The organism is Streptomyces sp. NPDC003032 (genome assembly GCF_053591415.1).
On the sequence record NZ_JBSFTT010000003.1, the window covers coordinates 366,120 to 379,705 of the forward strand.

17 protein-coding genes are annotated in these 13,586 nt (G+C 72.2%); 7 read left to right on the forward strand and 10 right to left on the reverse strand.

Annotation, left to right across the window (positions count from 1 at the left end; translation table 11 throughout):
- Positions 1–10 precede the first annotated feature (10 nt).
- Together ACWDZ7_RS06225 and sigE are read right to left on the reverse strand one after the other, a co-directional pair.
- On the reverse strand, positions 11–1,030 hold the full coding sequence (locus ACWDZ7_RS06225) for a zf-HC2 domain-containing protein (protein WP_451795229.1): 1,020 nt from the start codon (positions 1,028–1,030) through the stop codon (positions 11–13).
- Positions 1,027–1,800 (reverse strand): RNA polymerase sigma factor SigE, encoded by a 774-nt coding sequence (gene sigE / locus ACWDZ7_RS06230; protein WP_451795230.1) that lies wholly within the window; start codon positions 1,798–1,800, stop codon positions 1,027–1,029. The genes ACWDZ7_RS06225 and sigE overlap by 4 nt, the downstream gene beginning before the upstream one ends.
- 153 nt (positions 1,801–1,953) lie before the next feature.
- Here sigE and ACWDZ7_RS06235 point away from each other — a divergent pair, with 153 nt between their 5' ends.
- The gene (locus tag ACWDZ7_RS06235; RefSeq protein WP_451795383.1) at positions 1,954–2,652 is read left to right on the forward strand and encodes an O-methyltransferase; all 699 of its coding nucleotides are present in this window, start codon (positions 1,954–1,956) and stop codon (positions 2,650–2,652) included.
- Positions 2,653–2,898: 246 nt separating this feature from the next.
- On the opposite strand, the gene ACWDZ7_RS06240 is transcribed toward ACWDZ7_RS06235, so the two are convergent.
- Together ACWDZ7_RS06240 and ACWDZ7_RS06245 are read right to left on the reverse strand one after the other, a co-directional pair.
- Positions 2,899–3,066, reverse strand: a complete 168-nt coding sequence (locus ACWDZ7_RS06240) for a DUF3117 domain-containing protein (RefSeq protein WP_009997451.1) — start codon at positions 3,064–3,066, stop codon at positions 2,899–2,901.
- Positions 3,054–3,335, reverse strand: a complete 282-nt coding sequence (locus ACWDZ7_RS06245) for a hypothetical protein (RefSeq protein WP_451795231.1) — start codon at positions 3,333–3,335, stop codon at positions 3,054–3,056. The genes ACWDZ7_RS06240 and ACWDZ7_RS06245 overlap by 13 nt, the downstream gene beginning before the upstream one ends.
- A gap of 38 nt (positions 3,336–3,373) precedes the next feature.
- Here ACWDZ7_RS06245 and chcB point away from each other — a divergent pair, with 38 nt between their 5' ends.
- The gene (chcB, locus tag ACWDZ7_RS06250) at positions 3,374–4,174 is read left to right on the forward strand and encodes a 2-cyclohexenylcarbonyl CoA isomerase (protein ID WP_451795232.1); all 801 of its coding nucleotides are present in this window, start codon (positions 3,374–3,376) and stop codon (positions 4,172–4,174) included.
- A 3-nt stretch (positions 4,175–4,177) separates the two neighbouring features.
- On the opposite strand, the gene ACWDZ7_RS06255 is transcribed toward chcB, so the two are convergent.
- Complete coding sequence (locus ACWDZ7_RS06255; protein ID WP_451795385.1) at positions 4,178–4,771, reverse strand: DNA-3-methyladenine glycosylase I; 594 nt, start codon at positions 4,769–4,771, stop codon at positions 4,178–4,180.
- Between the two features lie 2 nt (positions 4,772–4,773).
- On the reverse strand, positions 4,774–5,154 hold the full coding sequence (locus tag ACWDZ7_RS06260) for a DivIVA domain-containing protein (protein ID WP_451795234.1): 381 nt from the start codon (positions 5,152–5,154) through the stop codon (positions 4,774–4,776).
- A 124-nt stretch (positions 5,155–5,278) separates the two neighbouring features.
- Between ACWDZ7_RS06260 and folP the strand changes: the two genes are divergently transcribed.
- Complete coding sequence (folP, locus tag ACWDZ7_RS06265) at positions 5,279–6,139, forward strand: dihydropteroate synthase (RefSeq protein ID WP_451795235.1); 861 nt, start codon at positions 5,279–5,281, stop codon at positions 6,137–6,139.
- 14 nt (positions 6,140–6,153) lie between these two features.
- Here folP and ACWDZ7_RS06270 read toward each other — a convergent pair whose 3' ends face one another.
- Together ACWDZ7_RS06270 and dapE are read right to left on the reverse strand one after the other, a co-directional pair.
- Complete coding sequence (locus ACWDZ7_RS06270) at positions 6,154–6,912, reverse strand: LOG family protein (protein ID WP_451795237.1); 759 nt, start codon at positions 6,910–6,912, stop codon at positions 6,154–6,156.
- Between the two features lie 97 nt (positions 6,913–7,009).
- The gene (dapE, locus tag ACWDZ7_RS06275; RefSeq protein WP_451795238.1) at positions 7,010–8,089 is read right to left on the reverse strand and encodes a succinyl-diaminopimelate desuccinylase; all 1,080 of its coding nucleotides are present in this window, start codon (positions 8,087–8,089) and stop codon (positions 7,010–7,012) included.
- A 73-nt stretch (positions 8,090–8,162) separates the two neighbouring features.
- Here dapE and ACWDZ7_RS06280 point away from each other — a divergent pair, with 73 nt between their 5' ends.
- Entirely contained in the window at positions 8,163–9,065 is a 903-nt protein-coding gene (locus ACWDZ7_RS06280) for a heavy metal transporter (RefSeq protein WP_451795239.1), read from the forward strand.
- Between the two features lie 338 nt (positions 9,066–9,403).
- Positions 9,404–9,844 carry an ATP-binding protein gene (locus tag ACWDZ7_RS06285; RefSeq protein WP_451795240.1) on the forward strand — a complete coding sequence of 147 codons (441 nt, stop codon included), beginning with the start codon at positions 9,404–9,406 and terminating at the stop codon, positions 9,842–9,844.
- A gap of 87 nt (positions 9,845–9,931) precedes the next feature.
- Here the strand turns inward: ACWDZ7_RS06285 and ACWDZ7_RS06290 are convergent, their stop codons facing one another.
- Positions 9,932–11,050: a bifunctional succinyldiaminopimelate transaminase/glutamate-prephenate aminotransferase gene (locus tag ACWDZ7_RS06290; protein WP_451795241.1), complete on the reverse strand. Its 1,119-nt coding sequence runs from the start codon at positions 11,048–11,050 to the stop codon at positions 9,932–9,934.
- 118 nt (positions 11,051–11,168) lie between these two features.
- Entirely contained in the window at positions 11,169–11,489 is a 321-nt protein-coding gene (gene fdxA / locus ACWDZ7_RS06295) for a ferredoxin (RefSeq protein WP_030573070.1), read from the reverse strand.
- Positions 11,490–11,632: 143 nt separating this feature from the next.
- On the opposite strand from fdxA, the gene ACWDZ7_RS06300 reads away from it, so the two are divergent.
- Together ACWDZ7_RS06300 and ACWDZ7_RS06305 are read left to right on the forward strand one after the other, a co-directional pair.
- On the forward strand, positions 11,633–12,634 hold the full coding sequence (locus ACWDZ7_RS06300; RefSeq protein ID WP_451795243.1) for a GNAT family N-acetyltransferase: 1,002 nt from the start codon (positions 11,633–11,635) through the stop codon (positions 12,632–12,634).
- A gap of 98 nt (positions 12,635–12,732) precedes the next feature.
- Positions 12,733–13,581: a transglutaminase family protein gene (locus tag ACWDZ7_RS06305; protein ID WP_451795244.1), complete on the forward strand. Its 849-nt coding sequence runs from the start codon at positions 12,733–12,735 to the stop codon at positions 13,579–13,581.
- The last annotated feature ends 5 nt before the right edge of the window (positions 13,582–13,586 follow it).

Here is a 13,586-nt window from a genome sequence, read left to right on the forward strand (position 1 = left end):
ACCCGTCGCGTCAGTGGACCTGCGAGGTGCCCTGCAAGGGGCCCGAACCGGGGGGCGCGGCGGCGGTGTTCACTGGATCCGCGCCTCCCGCCCCCGTGGGGCCCACCGCGGGCGGCCGCGCGAGGCCGGGCGTAACGGGGGCGTGGTGGACCGGCTGCGGCGGGCGTATCAGCGGGGAGAGCGTCGCGGCGCCCGCCAGCAGCGGCGCCGTCAGTTCGTACGCCGCGTCGTGCGTGCGCGGCGGCCGCGCGGCGTCGGGCAGCAGCGGTCCCGTCACCTCGGTCGGCGCGACCGGCGCCGACAGGACGCCCGGGCGCTGGCCCTGCGCCGACAGCGGATTGCCGGCGCCGCGGCGCCGCACGGAGTCGGGGGTCGCGGTGACGCCCGAGCCCTGGGCGCGCTGCGGCGTCACGTTGCTGTTGGCCTTGGAGCCGCCGGCGCGGGGGTCGCCGGGGTCGGTGGGGGCGCCCGTGGTGACGCCGCCCAGCGCGATCGCCGCCAGCGACACCGCGCCCGCCGCGGCGAACGCGAAGCGGCGCCCGCGCCAGAGCGAGCGATCGCCCTCGTGCCGGGTGACGTCGTGGATGCGGAAGCCGCGCCCCTCGCTCGGCAGCACCGCGGCGTGGGCGCCGGACGGGACATACCCCACGAAGGACTCGGTGCTCACGCCGAAGAGCCCGGTCCGCGGCAGTCCGGCGGAACCGGATGATCCGGTGGCGAACCCCTCCCCGTCGCCGGGGTGTCCTGGACCGCCGGGCGGCGGTTCGGAGCCGCCCGCCGGCAGACCTTGGAGGCGGGCGAGGAAACTCTCGCTGGGCGGTGGCGGCGCCGCCTGCGCGAAGACGCTCTTGAGCCGGCGCTGGGCGTCGGCCTCGGTCTTGCACATCGGGCAAGTCGCCAGATGCGCGAGGACACGCTCGCGCGCGTCATGGCCCAGCTCCCCGTCCACCAGGGCGGCGAGTCGGTCCCCCAGATGCTGCTCCGCGTCGGCCAGTTGCCGCTCGGCGGGATTCGACCGTGATCCACTCACGCGGGCGCGCCCCCTCCTCCCAGCGCCACGGCTCCGGTGACCGCGAGCGAACGACGCTCGGCGCGGGCTTCGGGAGAGCGGTGCTGCAGGGCCTTGCGCAGCTGCGAGCGGCCCCGGTGGATACGGCTGCGGACGGTGCCGAGCTTGACGCCCAGTGTGGCGGCGATCTCCTCGTACGAAAGGCCCTCGATGTCGCAGAGGACCACGGCGGCGCGGAATTCGGGCGCGAGGGTGTCGAGCGCCTGCTGGACGTCCGCGTCGAAGTGCGTGTCGTTGAACACCTGCTGCGGCGACGGCTCGCGGCTGGGCAGACGCTCCGCCGCGTCGTCCCCGAGGGCGTCGAAGCGGATGCGCTGCTTGCGGCGCACCATGTCCAGGAAGAGGTTCGTGGTGATGCGGTGCAGCCAGCCCTCGAACGTGCCGGGGGTGTAGGTCGAAAGGGACCGGAAGACACGGACGAAGACCTCTTGGGTGAGGTCCTCGGCGTCGTGCTGATTGCCGGTCAGGCGATACGCCAGGCGGTACACGCGGCCGCTGTGCGTGCTGACGATCTCCTCCCAGGTGGGCGGAGTCCACGCCTGCGATTCCGCGTCAGCGGCAAAGGTCGCGGTCTGAGCGGAGTCGTTGGCACGGATGCGGTCAGCGGTGTCGGTCACGGATTTCGGCTCACCCGCCAACCCGAGAAAACGCCGGAGCGCTCCTCCCCGATCCGCGGACGCAGCCGCACCTCCCCTGTCGGCTCTGGTGGTGGCCAGTGGAGCCCCTACCATAACCACCTCGCCCGTTAGCTCCGGATAAGCGTTTTTACGTGAATTTGGTACGGGCTTCTCTGCGAGTGTCCTGTCGCTTCGACGCGCCCGCTTCCGGTCTTGATCCATCCGTTACCCCCGCCGTCCTCCCACCCCCTATAAACGCCCGGTCCCATCTGCGAGTTCCCGGCCCCAACGGATACAGTCACGGCCAGGCAACCACGGGGACAGGAGAGGGCCATTACCGGCAACCGGCAGACGAGCTGGGCGTTCGCCGACGCCTTTGTCGCCGAGGACGAGGCGCTGCGCTGGGCCCGTGACCGGGCCCGGGAGGCAGGGCTGCGCTCGGTGTCGCCCGGCACCGGCGCCGCGCTCGGGATGCTCGCCGCCACGGCTGACGCGAAAGCGGTGGCCGAAATCGGTACCGGGGCCGGAGTGTCGGGCATTCATCTGCTGCGCGGCATGCGGCCCGACGGCGTACTGACCACCGTGGATCCCGAGCCTGACCACCAGCAGTTCGCCCGGCAGGCGTTCCGCGCCGCCGGCTTCGCGGGGAACCGCGCGCGGTTCATCCCGGGGCGTGCGCTCGATGTGCTGCCGCGCCTCGCCGACGGCGGTTACGACCTCGTGTTCTGCGACGGCGACCGCATGGAGTCCCTCGAATGTCTCGCTGAATCGTTGCGCCTGCTGCGGCCCGGCGGGCTCGTCTGCTTCGAGGGCGCCTTCGCGGACGGCAGGACCGTGGACTCCGGGCCGCAGCCCGTGGAGGTGCTGCGGCTGCGGGAGCTGCTGCGGGCGGTTCGGGAGAGCGCGGATCTCGTGCCGTCGTTGCTGCCGGTGGGGGATGGGCTCCTCTGCGCCGTCAAACGGTAGCGCGGCGCCGGCGGGAGCGGTCTCCTGCTGCCTCGTCGGCCTGTCCCGTCAATTCGGCTTGCCGTCATCCGCTCGTCATCATCCGGGGGCATTCGTAGCGGGTCGCGCAGTTCCCCGCCCTCTTTGGGACCCGGCACCTCAGCGCCCTTCACTCCTTTGGAGCGCCCCTCCGGTCCCGGAAAAAGAGCACTGCCCCGGCATCGTCGTACGATGCCGGGGCAGTGAAAATTTGTGCGCGCTTCCGCGTCAGCCGACGACCTTCTTCAGGGCGTCGCCGAGTGCTTCGGCCTCGTCCGGAGTCAGTTCGACGACAAGTCGTCCGCCGCCTTCGAGCGGAACGCGCATGACGATGCCCCGCCCCTCCTTGGTCACCTCGAGCGGGCCGTCGCCCGTCCGCGGCTTCATGGCCGCCATGCTCGTTCCCCTTCCTGAAACCAGCTCATCGCAGCCGACAACCCAGGTGTCACCGGCATCGAACACATTGCTTCCAGGCCATTATCCCGCATGGCGGGACCCGATGACCAACATCGGTCGGCATCGCTTGAGCAACGCGCGTCCGCAAAACCACCCAATTCGGCGATGTGGCTGCGATACTTCGCCGCCCCATAGGCCTCACAGACCAGAAATTCTTTGACGCAGGTCACATATCCGGCCTCGTGCCGGACCCCGATGATCTCCGTCATGCTGATGTCCACGTACTGGACCAGCGGAGGGGACCACCATGGCCGACAGCGTGCTCTACGAGGTGAGCGACGGACTCGCGACGATCACGATCAACCGTCCCGAGGCGATGAACGCCATGAACACCGAGGCGAAGGTCGCCCTGCGGGAGGCCGTGCGGGCGGCCGCCGCCGACGCGGCCGTGCGGGCGGTGCTGCTCACCGCGACGGGGCGCGCCTTCTGCGTCGGGCAGGACCTGAAGGAGCACATCGGCTTCCTCGCGGCGGACCGCGAGGCGGGCACCGGGCAGACCATGAGCACGGTCAAGGAGCACTACAACCCCATCGTGCGGACGCTGACGGGCATGCCGAAGCCGGTCGTGGCCGGGGTCAACGGCGTCGCCGCCGGTGCGGGCCTCGGTTTCGCGCTCGCCGCCGACTACCGCGTGGTCGCGGACACCGCCAGGTTCAACACCTCGTTCGCCGGGGTCGCCCTGACCGCCGACTCGGGCGTCTCCTGGACGCTGCCGCGCGTGGTCGGTCCGGGCCGCGCCGCCGACCTGCTGCTCTTCCCGCGCAACATCACCGCGCAGGAGGCGTACGACCTGGGCATCGCCAACAAGGTCGTGCCCTCGGACGAGCTGGCCGCCGAGGCGGTGAAGGTGGCCCGCACCCTCGCGGAGGGGCCGACGCTCGCGTACGCGGCGCTCAAGGAGTCCCTCGGCTACGCGGCGGAGCACTCCTTGGACGATGCGCTGGACAAGGAGGAGGAGCTCCAGGGCAGGGCGGGCGCGTCACAGGACCACTCGATCGCCGTCCAGGCCTTCATCGCCAAGGAGAAGCCGAAGTATCTGGGCCGCTAGGGCCTATGCCGGAAGCGCCGCCTCGCGGGCCACGCAGTCCGCGAGGTGGTCGTTGACCAGGCCGCAGGCCTGCATCAGGGCGTACGCCGTGGTGGGGCCGACGAAGCGGATGCCGCGCTTCTTGAGGGCCTTGGACAGGGCCAGGGACTCGTCGGTGATCGCGGGCACGTCGGAGAGCGCCTTGGGCGCCTCGCGGGACGCGGGGTCGGGGGCGAACGACCAGATCAGCGAGTCCAGTTCGCCCTCGGGCCAGTCGGCGAGCACGCGCGCGTTGGCGAGCGTCGCGTCGATCTTGGCGCGGTTGCGGATGATCCCCGGGTCGGCGAGGAGCCGCTCGCGGTCCTCGTCCGTGAACCGGGCGACCGAGGCGATCTCGAAGCCGGCGAAGGCCGCGCGGAAGCCCTCGCGGCGGCGCAGGATCGTGATCCAGGAGAGGCCGGACTGGAAGGCCTCCAGGCAGAGCCTCTCGTAGAGCGCGTCGTCGCCGTGGACCGGACGGCCCCATTCCTGGTCGTGGTACGCGACGTAGTCCTCGGTGGACAGGCCCCAGGGGCAGCGCAGGCCGCCGTCCGGGCCCGCCAGCGCGCCTGCTTCTATGCTCACTGCTCGTCGCCGCCCTTGTGATCGTTCTCGCGTGGTTCGTACCCCTCGAAGAGGGCTCGGCCCGCGACCGCCGTGGCCTGGGCGCCCGCCAGGGCCGACTCCAGCTCGGCGATGCGGGAGTCCCGCTCGGCCAGTTCCGCGCCGAGGCGTTCGAGGGCGTCGTCCACGTCCGCCATGTGATAGCCGCGCAGGGTCGTCGGGAAGCGCAGCTCGTCGACGTCGGCCCGGCGCAGCGGCCGGTCGTGGGGCAGCGGGTCGGTGAACCGCTCGGGCGGGGCGTCGGGAAGGGCCGCGCTCTCGCCGCCGCCGACGACGGCGAGGGTGACCGCGCCGACCACCACCACCAGGGCGATGACCAGGAACAAGAACAAGACCATGTCGTCAGGCCCCCACGCTCGACTCCCGTGCTGAAACTGTCAGGGTCCGATCGTGCCATGCGCCTGTGACAGTTAAGGTCGCAGGCGGCCGAACCGCGACAAGGACCCAGGAGGGCCACAGGGGATGCTCAGGCTTGGCAGGCGCGAGTTCGACGCGCATGAGCCGGTGATCATGGCGATCGTCAACCGGACCCCGGACTCCTTCTACGACCAGGGCGCCACGTTCCGCGACGAGCCGGCGCTCGCCCGGGTGGAGCAGGCGGTGGCCGAGGGCGCCGCCATCATCGACATCGGCGGGGTCAAGGCGGGCCCCGGCGAGGAGGTGACGGCGGAGGAGGAGGCGCGCCGCACGGTGGGCTTCGTCGCCGAGGTGCGCAGAAGGTTCCCCGACGTGGTGATCAGCGTCGACACGTGGCGGCACGACGTCGGCGAGGCGGTCTGCGAGGCCGGCGCCGATCTGCTGAACGACGCGTGGGGCGGCGTCGACCCGAAGCTCGCGGAGGTCGCCGCGCGGTACGGGGCGGGCCTGGTGTGCACGCACGCGGGCGGCGCCGAGCCGCGGACGAGGCCGCACCGCGTCACGTACGACGATGTGATGGCCGACATCCTGCGCGTGACGGTCGGCCTGGCCGAACGCGCGGTCGCACTGGGTGTGCCGCGCGAGTCGGTCCTCATCGACCCGGGGCACGACTTCGGCAAGAACACCCGGCACAGCCTCGAGGCCACCCGCAGGCTCGGCGAGATGACCGGGACGGGCTGGCCGGTCCTGGTCTCCCTGTCCAACAAGGACTTCGTGGGCGAGACGCTGGACAAGCCGGTCAAGGAGCGCGTGATCGGCACGCTGGCGACGACGGCGGTCTCGGCGTGGCTGGGCGCGCAGGTCTACCGCGTCCACGAGGTCGCGGAGACCCGGCAGGTGCTGGACATGGTCGCGACGATCGCGGGGCACCGGCCCCCGGCGGTCGCCCGCCGGGGGCTTGCCTGAGCCTTCGGAGAGCTCTACTTTCCGACTTCCTTGGTCACCAGGGAGATGGCCTCCTCCACATCGTCCGTGACGTGGAAGAGGAGCAGGTCGGCCTCGGATGCCTTGCCCTGGGCGATGACCGTGTTCCTCAGCCAGTCGATCAGGCCGCTCCAGTACTGCGAGCCGAACAGGACGATCGGGAAGCGTGTGACCTTGCGGGTCTGTACGAGGGTGAGCGCTTCGAAGAGCTCGTCCAGGGTGCCGAGGCCGCCGGGCAGCACCACGAACCCCTGCGCGTACTTCACGAACATCGTCTTGCGGACGAAGAAGTAGCGGAAGTTCACCCCGATGTCTACGTAGGGGTTCAGTCCCTGCTCGAAGGGAAGCTCGATACCGAGGCCGACCGAGGTGCCCTTCGCCTCGACGGCGCCTTGGTTGGCGGCCTGCATCGCGCCGGGCCCGCCGCCCGTGATGACCGCGAAGCCGGCTTCCACGAGCGCCTTGCCGATCTCCACCCCGGCCGCGTACTCCGGAGAGTCCGTGGCCGTACGCGCCGATCCGAAGACGCTGATCGCGGGCGGCAGTTCGGCGAGGGTGCCGAAGCCCTCGATGAACTCGGACTGGATGCGCAGGACCCGCCAGGGGTCGGTGTGCACCCACTCGGAAGGGCCGTCGGAGTCGAGGAGACGCTGATCGGTGGTGCCTGCCTGGACCTTGTCGCGGCGGCGCAGCACCGGGCCGAGCCGCTGCTCCTCGGGACGCTTCCTGGCAGCGGGGCCTTCGGGGTTGGTCATCGTCTGCTCCCTCCATGCGTGCGTGACTCACAGCGTAGGTCTACGCGGGTTACGCCCGAGGGACCTCGGGATGTCCGCTACCGGGAGGCCCACCGGCCTAGGCGGTCAGCCAGGCCCGCAGCCGCTCCTCCGCCTCCGGGATCAGCGAGGCCCTGACGCGCTCGTCGATCTTGTGGGCGAGCAGCGGGTCACCGGGGCTGAAGTTCACCGCGGGCACGCCGAGCGCGCTGAAGCGGGAGACGTCCGTCCAGCCGAACTTGGGGCGGGCCTCGCCGCCGACGGCCGCCATGAACGCGGCGGCGGCCGGGTGGGTGAGGCCGGGGCGGGCCGCGCCCGTGTGGTCGTCGACGATGAACTCGTCGACGCCGCAGTCCGCGAAGTAGTCGCGTACAAAGGCGAGGGCCTCCTCCTCGCTGCGGTCCGGGGCGTAGCGGAAGTTGACGGTGACGGTGCACTCGTCGGGGATGACGTTGGTGGCGACGCCGCCCTCGATGCGGACGGCGTTGAGGCCCTCGTGGAACTGGAGGCCCTCGACGAACGGCTTGCGCGGTTCGTAGGCGGCGAGCTTCGTGAGGATCGGGGTGGCCGCGTGGATGGCGTTGGAGCCCATCCACGCGCGCGCGGAGTGCGCCCGCACCCCCTTGGTCTTGAGGAGGACCCGCAGCGTGCCCTGGCAGCCGCCCTCGACCTGGCCGTCGGTCGGCTCCAGGAGGACCGCGAAGTCGCCCGCCAGCCAGTCGGGGTGCGCCTCGGCGACGTGCCCGAGGCCGTTCAGGTGGGCGGCCACCTCTTCGTTGTCGTAGAAGACGAAGGTGAGGTCGCGGTTGGGCTCGGTCACCGTCTGGGCGATGCGCAGCTGGACGGCGACGCCCGACTTCATGTCGCAGGTGCCGCAGCCCCACAGGATGCCGTCCTCGTCGAGGCGGGAGGGCACGTTGTCCGCGATCGGCACCGTGTCGATGTGCCCGGCGAGGACGACCCGCTCCGCGCGGCCGAGGTCCGTGCGGGCCACCACGTTGTTGCCGTGCCGGTCGACCGTGAGGTGCGAAAGGCCGCGCAGGGCCGTCTCGATGGCGTCGGCCAGCTCCTTCTCCGAACCGCTGGGGGACGGGAAGTCGACGAGCCGGGCGGTGAGCTCGGCGGCGTCCAGCGTGAGGTCAAGCGGGGTCTGGGACATGCGCAAGACCCTAACTCCAGAGGAACCGCGCAGGGCGCGTCGGCCTGTCAGTGGACTCCAGTACCTTGGACGCGTGCCTGAGCCCCCCACCCTCCTCCGGCGCGGCCGTCTCAGCCGTCTCACGGCCGCGGTCGTCGTGCTGCTCGCCGTCGCGGGCTATGTGGCGGTGCAGTACGTGTACGGGGGCAAGCCCGCTCCCCGGTGCACGGTGGTGTCGGCGAACGACGACGGAGCGTCGTACGAGTTCACGGCGGAGCAGGCGCGCAACGCCGCGACGGTCGCCGCCGTGGGCACCTCGCGCGGCATGCCCGAGCGCGCCGTGACCATCGCCCTGGCGACGGCGCTCCAGGAGTCGGGGCTGCGCAACATCCGCCACGGCGACCGGGATTCGCTCGGCCTCTTCCAGCAGCGGCCCACGCAGGGCTGGGGCGATGAGCGTCAGATCATGGACCCGGCGTACTCGGCGGGGCGTTTCTACGAGCATCTCGCCGAGGTCCCCGGCTATTCGAGGCTGCCGCTGACCGTCGCCGCGCAGCGGGTGCAGCGCAGCGGCTATCCGCAGGCCTACGCCAAGCACGAGCCGGACGCCTTGCTGCTCGCCGCCGCGCTCACCGGCCGCGCGCCCGCCACCTTCAGCTGCGAGGGCCGCCCGGGCACGGACCCCGGTGGCCCGGCGCGGGTGCGGGCGGCGCTCGTGCGGGACTTCGGCCGCGAGGTGCGGCCCGGCGTGCGGGGGCGGACGGTGGCGGTCCCGGTGCCCGCCACGGCGGCGGCCGACGGCAGGGCGCCGCGGCGCGGCTGGGAGGTGGCGCACTGGGCGGTGGCGCAGGCCTCGGCGCTGCGGGTGGAGAGCGTGTCGTACGGCGGCCGGGAGTGGCACGCCTCGGGTTCGGGGTCGTGGCGCAAGGTGCGGACGGACAGGGCCGCGGGTCCGGGCGGCGCCGCGGACGAGGTCCGAATCGTCACTGGGCAGTAGTGCGGCGGGTCGCCCGATCGGGGGACGGCGATCACCACGGACGGACGGGCCGCCCGGCTTCTCCGCTCCCGCCTCGCGTCCACGCCACATGCCTTGCGGGCGAAGGGGATGAAGGATTCAGCAGCACATCCGGCCGAAGAGCTTTTTGCCCGTTTTTATCCGGAGCCGATAATGCGACGCATTACCAACTCTTTACGTTGGCGCACCGCAACTTTCGCGGGCTTCGAGCGGTAGTCACGGCGTCCGAACGCCGGAAGCCATCCGGCCGGGACGCCGGAGCCGATCCGGCTGGACACCCCTGGACACCCCAACGTTCTCCCCCCGTCTGAAGGAGCATCATGTCCCTCCCCCTGACCCGTCGGATCGCCCGTGCCGCGCTGCTCAGCGCGGCTGGCGCAGCCTCCGTGGTCGGTGCGGCCGGCTCCGCGAGCGCCGTTGGCCTGCCCGCCGCCCCCGAGCTGGGCGGGCTCACCGCCCTGGACGGCGACGGTCTGGGCAACACCGTCGACGGCGCCGCCCAGACCGCCACCAAGGCCGCCGGTGACACCAGCGGCAAGACCGTGAAGAAGGCCGTCCCGACCGCGGGCAAGGTCGTCGGCCAGGGCGCCAAGACCGCGGCCCCCGCCGCACAGAAGGCCGCCGGTGACGTCGCCGGCAGCGCGGGCCAGGTGCTCGGCGACACGGCGGGCACGGCCACCGGTGCCGGTCTGCCCACCGACGCGGTGGGCAAGGGCGGCCTGGCCACCGACGTGCCGCCCAAGAACCTGCCGCTCGGCTGATCACCAGGCACCCGCACACAGGGCCCGGAGCCACTGGCTCCGGGCCCTCGTCATGCGCGTACGAACGTCATGAGGAACGTACGAGTGTCACGCCAGGCGCTCGACCGCCGCCGCCACCCGCTCGTCCGTCGCCGTCAGCGCCACGCGCACGAAGCGGTCGCCCGCCGGGCCGTAGAAGTCGCCGGGCGCCACCAGGACGCCGAGCCCCGCGAGGTGGCCGACGGTGTCCCAGCAGGACTCGTCGCGCGTGGCCCACAGGTACAGGCTCGCCTCGCTGTGCTCGATGCGGAAGCCGTGCTTCACCAGGGCGTCGCGCAGGGCGGTGCGCCGGGCCGCGTACCGCTCCCGCTGCTCGCGCACATGCTGGTCGTCGCCGAGCGCCGCCACGACGGCGGCCTGGGTCGGCGCGGAGGTCATCATGCCGCCGTGCTTGCGGATCTGGAGCAGATCACCGAGGACGGCCGCGTCACCGGCGATGAACGCGGCGCGGTAGCCGGCGAGGTTCGACCGCTTGGAGAGCGAGTGGACGGCGACGATGCCCTCGTACGAGCCGCCGCACACGTCCGGGTGCAGGACCGAGACCGGGTCGGCCTCCCAGCCCAGCTCCAGGTAGCACTCGTCGCTGACGAGCAGCACGCCGTGCTCGCGCGCCCAGGCGACGGCGCGGGTCAGCTCTTCCTTGGCCAGGACGCGACCGGTGGGGTTCGACGGCGAGTTGAGCCACAGGAGCTTGAGGTTCGTCGGGTCCAGCTCGGTCCCGACGGCGGCAGCCGCGAATGTCTCCGGGTCGTAGGAGACGTACTCCGCGCGGGCCAGGCGCGCGCCCACCTCGTACGTCGGGTAGGCCAGCCGCGGGTAGGCGACCACGTCGCCCGGGCCGAGGCCCAGCTGGGTCGGGAGCCAGGCCACCAGCTCCTTGGAGCCGACGACCGGCAGGACCTCGCGGTGCGTGATGCCCCGGGCGCCCAGGCGCCGTTCGCACCAGCCGGTGATCGCGTCGCGCAGCTCGGGGGTGCCCCACACCGTCGGATAGCCCGGCGAGTCGGCGGCGGCGACCAGGGCCTTCTGGATCAGCTCGGGGACCGGGTCGACCGGCGTACCGACGGACAGGTCGACGATGCCGCCCGGGTGCGCGGCCGCCGTGGCCTTGTAGGGCTCCAGCCTGTCCCAGGGGAAGGCGGGAAGCCGATCGGAGACTGCGGACACGTGCTCACTCCCGTGGTGCGCTTGTTCGTTGGGATTGCCCGGGGCGCCTCGGTGGAAATGCCTCGGTCCCGTACGGCTGGACGTGCCGTACGGGACCGGGGCGGCGCTCAGGCTGCCGTTACTGGTTCTGCGGCGGCAGTGCGGCGATGAAGGCGTGGTCGCGCTCGATCAGACCGAGCTTGCTCGCGCCACCGGGCGAACCGAGCTCGTCGAAGAACTCGACGTTCGCCTTGTAGTAGTCCTTCCACTCCTCCGGAGTGTCGTCCTCGTAGAAGATCGCCTCGACCGGGCAGACCGGTTCGCAGGCTCCGCAGTCGACGCATTCGTCCGGGTGGATGTACAAGGACCGGGAGCCCTCGTAAATGCAGTCGACCGGGCACTCCTCGATGCACGCCTTGTCCTTGACGTCGACACAAGGCTGCGCGATGACGTAGGTCACGCTGTCGTTCCTCCTCGATACGGGCGTTGGCGGGCCGTCTTCAGGCTCCGCTCGCCTGGCGCGCGGGAGCGCGGCGTCGTCGATGCCCGCACCTAGTATCTCCGTTCCCGGGCAAGATCCGAACAGGAGGGGCGTACAGAGCTGTGGAATTCACTGCGGGCGGACGGCTTGAGGTGCGTATCACCCCTGCTGACGTGGGGAAAAGGGTGTCGGTGCGGCGCCTGAGCGAAGGGGGTGCAGCCGACGGTAAGTTCACCGACACGGTGGGTGTTCTCACATCGTGGAACGATGGTGTGGTGCTCATCACACGGCGGACCGGCGAGAGTGTCCGCATCCCGGAACAGACCCTGGTCGCGGGCAAGGTCGTACCGCCGGCGCCCGCTCGCCGCCGAGGGCCCGCCGCCTCGTACGAGGAGCTGGCGCGGGTCTCCGCGCGAGCCTGGCAGCCGGTGGAGAGCGAGCGGCTCGGCGACTGGGAGCTGCGGGCCGCCGCCGGATTCACGCGGCGGGCCAACTCGGTACTGCCGCTGGGCGATCCGGGGCGGCCGCTGGACGAGGCGCTGACGTACGTACGTCACTGGTACGCGGCACGGGGGCTGCCCGCCTACGTCCAGACCGCGACGGGCGCCGAGGGCACGCAGGAGTTGCTCTGCGCCGGGTTGGAGGCGCGCGGCTGGGAGCGCGAGGTGAGCGCCGAGCTGCACATCGGCGGGCTCGCGCCGGTCGCGGATCTGGACGCGGACGTGTCGCGCGTAGACCTGTCCCGGTCCTGCGACGAGAGCTGGCTGCGGCGGTACGGGCGGGCCGGGGAGTCGGCACCTCATGTGCCCAAGGTGCTGGCGAGCGGGCCCTCGGTGTGGTTCGCTTCCGTGCCCGGGAGCGGTGACTCCACGGCGGCCATCGGGCGGTGCGTGGTGGACGGGCGCTGGGCGGGGTTCATGGCGGTCGAGGTGGACCCCGAGCACCGGCGGCAGGGGCTCGCCACCGCGGTGATGGCCGCGCTGGCCCGGCGGGCCCTGCTCGACGGCGCGTCGGCGGCCTGGCTGCAGGTCGAGGACGGCAACGACGGAGCGCGGGCGCTGTACGGCCGGCTGGGCTTCGCCGCGCACCACGCCTATCACCACTACCGGCACGGCGGGGCCTGAGCGGGAGCGGCCCGGCCGGGCACACGCAACGCGGGGCCCGAGCACGGCGGCCCGGCGGGGCAGCACGGCACGGCACGGCAACAGCGCCCGGCGAGGGCATGAGACACGAGGCACGTATGCACGCGGAGTCCGGCGAATGGCGGCGGCGGTTCGCCGAAGAGGCACGGTCCGAACGGCCCGGACTCGCCCTGCTGTGTCTGCTGATCGGCGCGGAGGCGGACCCCTCCCTGGACGAGGCGGGGATCGACGCCGCCGACATCGAGCTGGACCGGCTCGCGGGGCTGCTGCCGTTCCGCCCCGGCGGGCCGCGGGCGTGGGCGTCCGCGATGGCCGAACTGCTGGGTGAGCAGTGCGGCTTCGAGGGGACGCCGGGCGACTACCAGCGCCTGGAGTCCTCCCTCCTGCACCAGGTGCTGCGGCGCCGCAGAGGGCTGCCGATCCTGCTCTCCGTGGTGTGGATGGAGGTGGCGCGGCGGGCGGGCGCCCCGGTGTACGGGGTGGCGCTGCCGGGCCACTTCGTGGTCGGCTTCGGGCCCCGCGACGAGCAGGTGCTCGCCGACCCGTTCGACGGGGGGCGGCTGCTGACCGGGCAGGACGCGGAGCTTCTGGTGGCGGGGACCGCGGGCACCGGCGTCCAGCCGTCGATGCTGACGCCCGCCGACCCGCTGAACATCGTGCAGCGCATCCTCAACAACATCCGCGCCTGGGCGGCCGCGCGCCCCGAGCGCTCGGAGGTCGCGCTGTGGGCCCTCGACCTCTCCCTGCTGCTGCCCGCGCACCCGGCGCGGCTGCGGTACGAGCGTGCCCAACTCCTCGTCCAGCGCGGCGACTTCCTCGGCGGCGCCGCGGAGCTGGACGAGTACGCCGATGTGGTGACGGCGGTGGAGCCGACCACGGCGGACCGGGTGCGCCAGCAGGCGCGCGCGGCCCGGGCCATGCTGAACTGAGCGGG

Excerpts from the sequence above, each read along its gene's own strand:
- sigE (WP_451795230.1), bottom strand. The coding sequence starts at position 1,800 with ATGGTAGGGGCTCCACTGGCCACCACCAGAGCCGACAGGGGAGGTGCG.
- ACWDZ7_RS06240 (WP_009997451.1), bottom strand. The coding sequence starts at position 3,066 with ATGGCGGCCATGAAGCCGCGGACGGGCGACGGCCCGCTCGAGGTGACC.
- ACWDZ7_RS06245 (WP_451795231.1), bottom strand. The coding sequence starts at position 3,335 with ATGACGGAGATCATCGGGGTCCGGCACGAGGCCGGATATGTGACCTGC.
- chcB (WP_451795232.1), top strand. The coding sequence starts at position 3,374 with ATGGCCGACAGCGTGCTCTACGAGGTGAGCGACGGACTCGCGACGATC.
- ACWDZ7_RS06260 (WP_451795234.1), bottom strand. The coding sequence starts at position 5,154 with ATGGTCTTGTTCTTGTTCCTGGTCATCGCCCTGGTGGTGGTGGTCGGC.
- folP (WP_451795235.1), top strand. The coding sequence starts at position 5,279 with ATGCTCAGGCTTGGCAGGCGCGAGTTCGACGCGCATGAGCCGGTGATC.
- ACWDZ7_RS06270 (WP_451795237.1), bottom strand. The coding sequence starts at position 6,912 with ATGACCAACCCCGAAGGCCCCGCTGCCAGGAAGCGTCCCGAGGAGCAG.
- dapE (WP_451795238.1), bottom strand. The coding sequence starts at position 8,089 with ATGTCCCAGACCCCGCTTGACCTCACGCTGGACGCCGCCGAGCTCACC.
- ACWDZ7_RS06285 (WP_451795240.1), top strand. The coding sequence starts at position 9,404 with ATGTCCCTCCCCCTGACCCGTCGGATCGCCCGTGCCGCGCTGCTCAGC.
- ACWDZ7_RS06305 (WP_451795244.1), top strand. The coding sequence starts at position 12,733 with ATGAGACACGAGGCACGTATGCACGCGGAGTCCGGCGAATGGCGGCGG.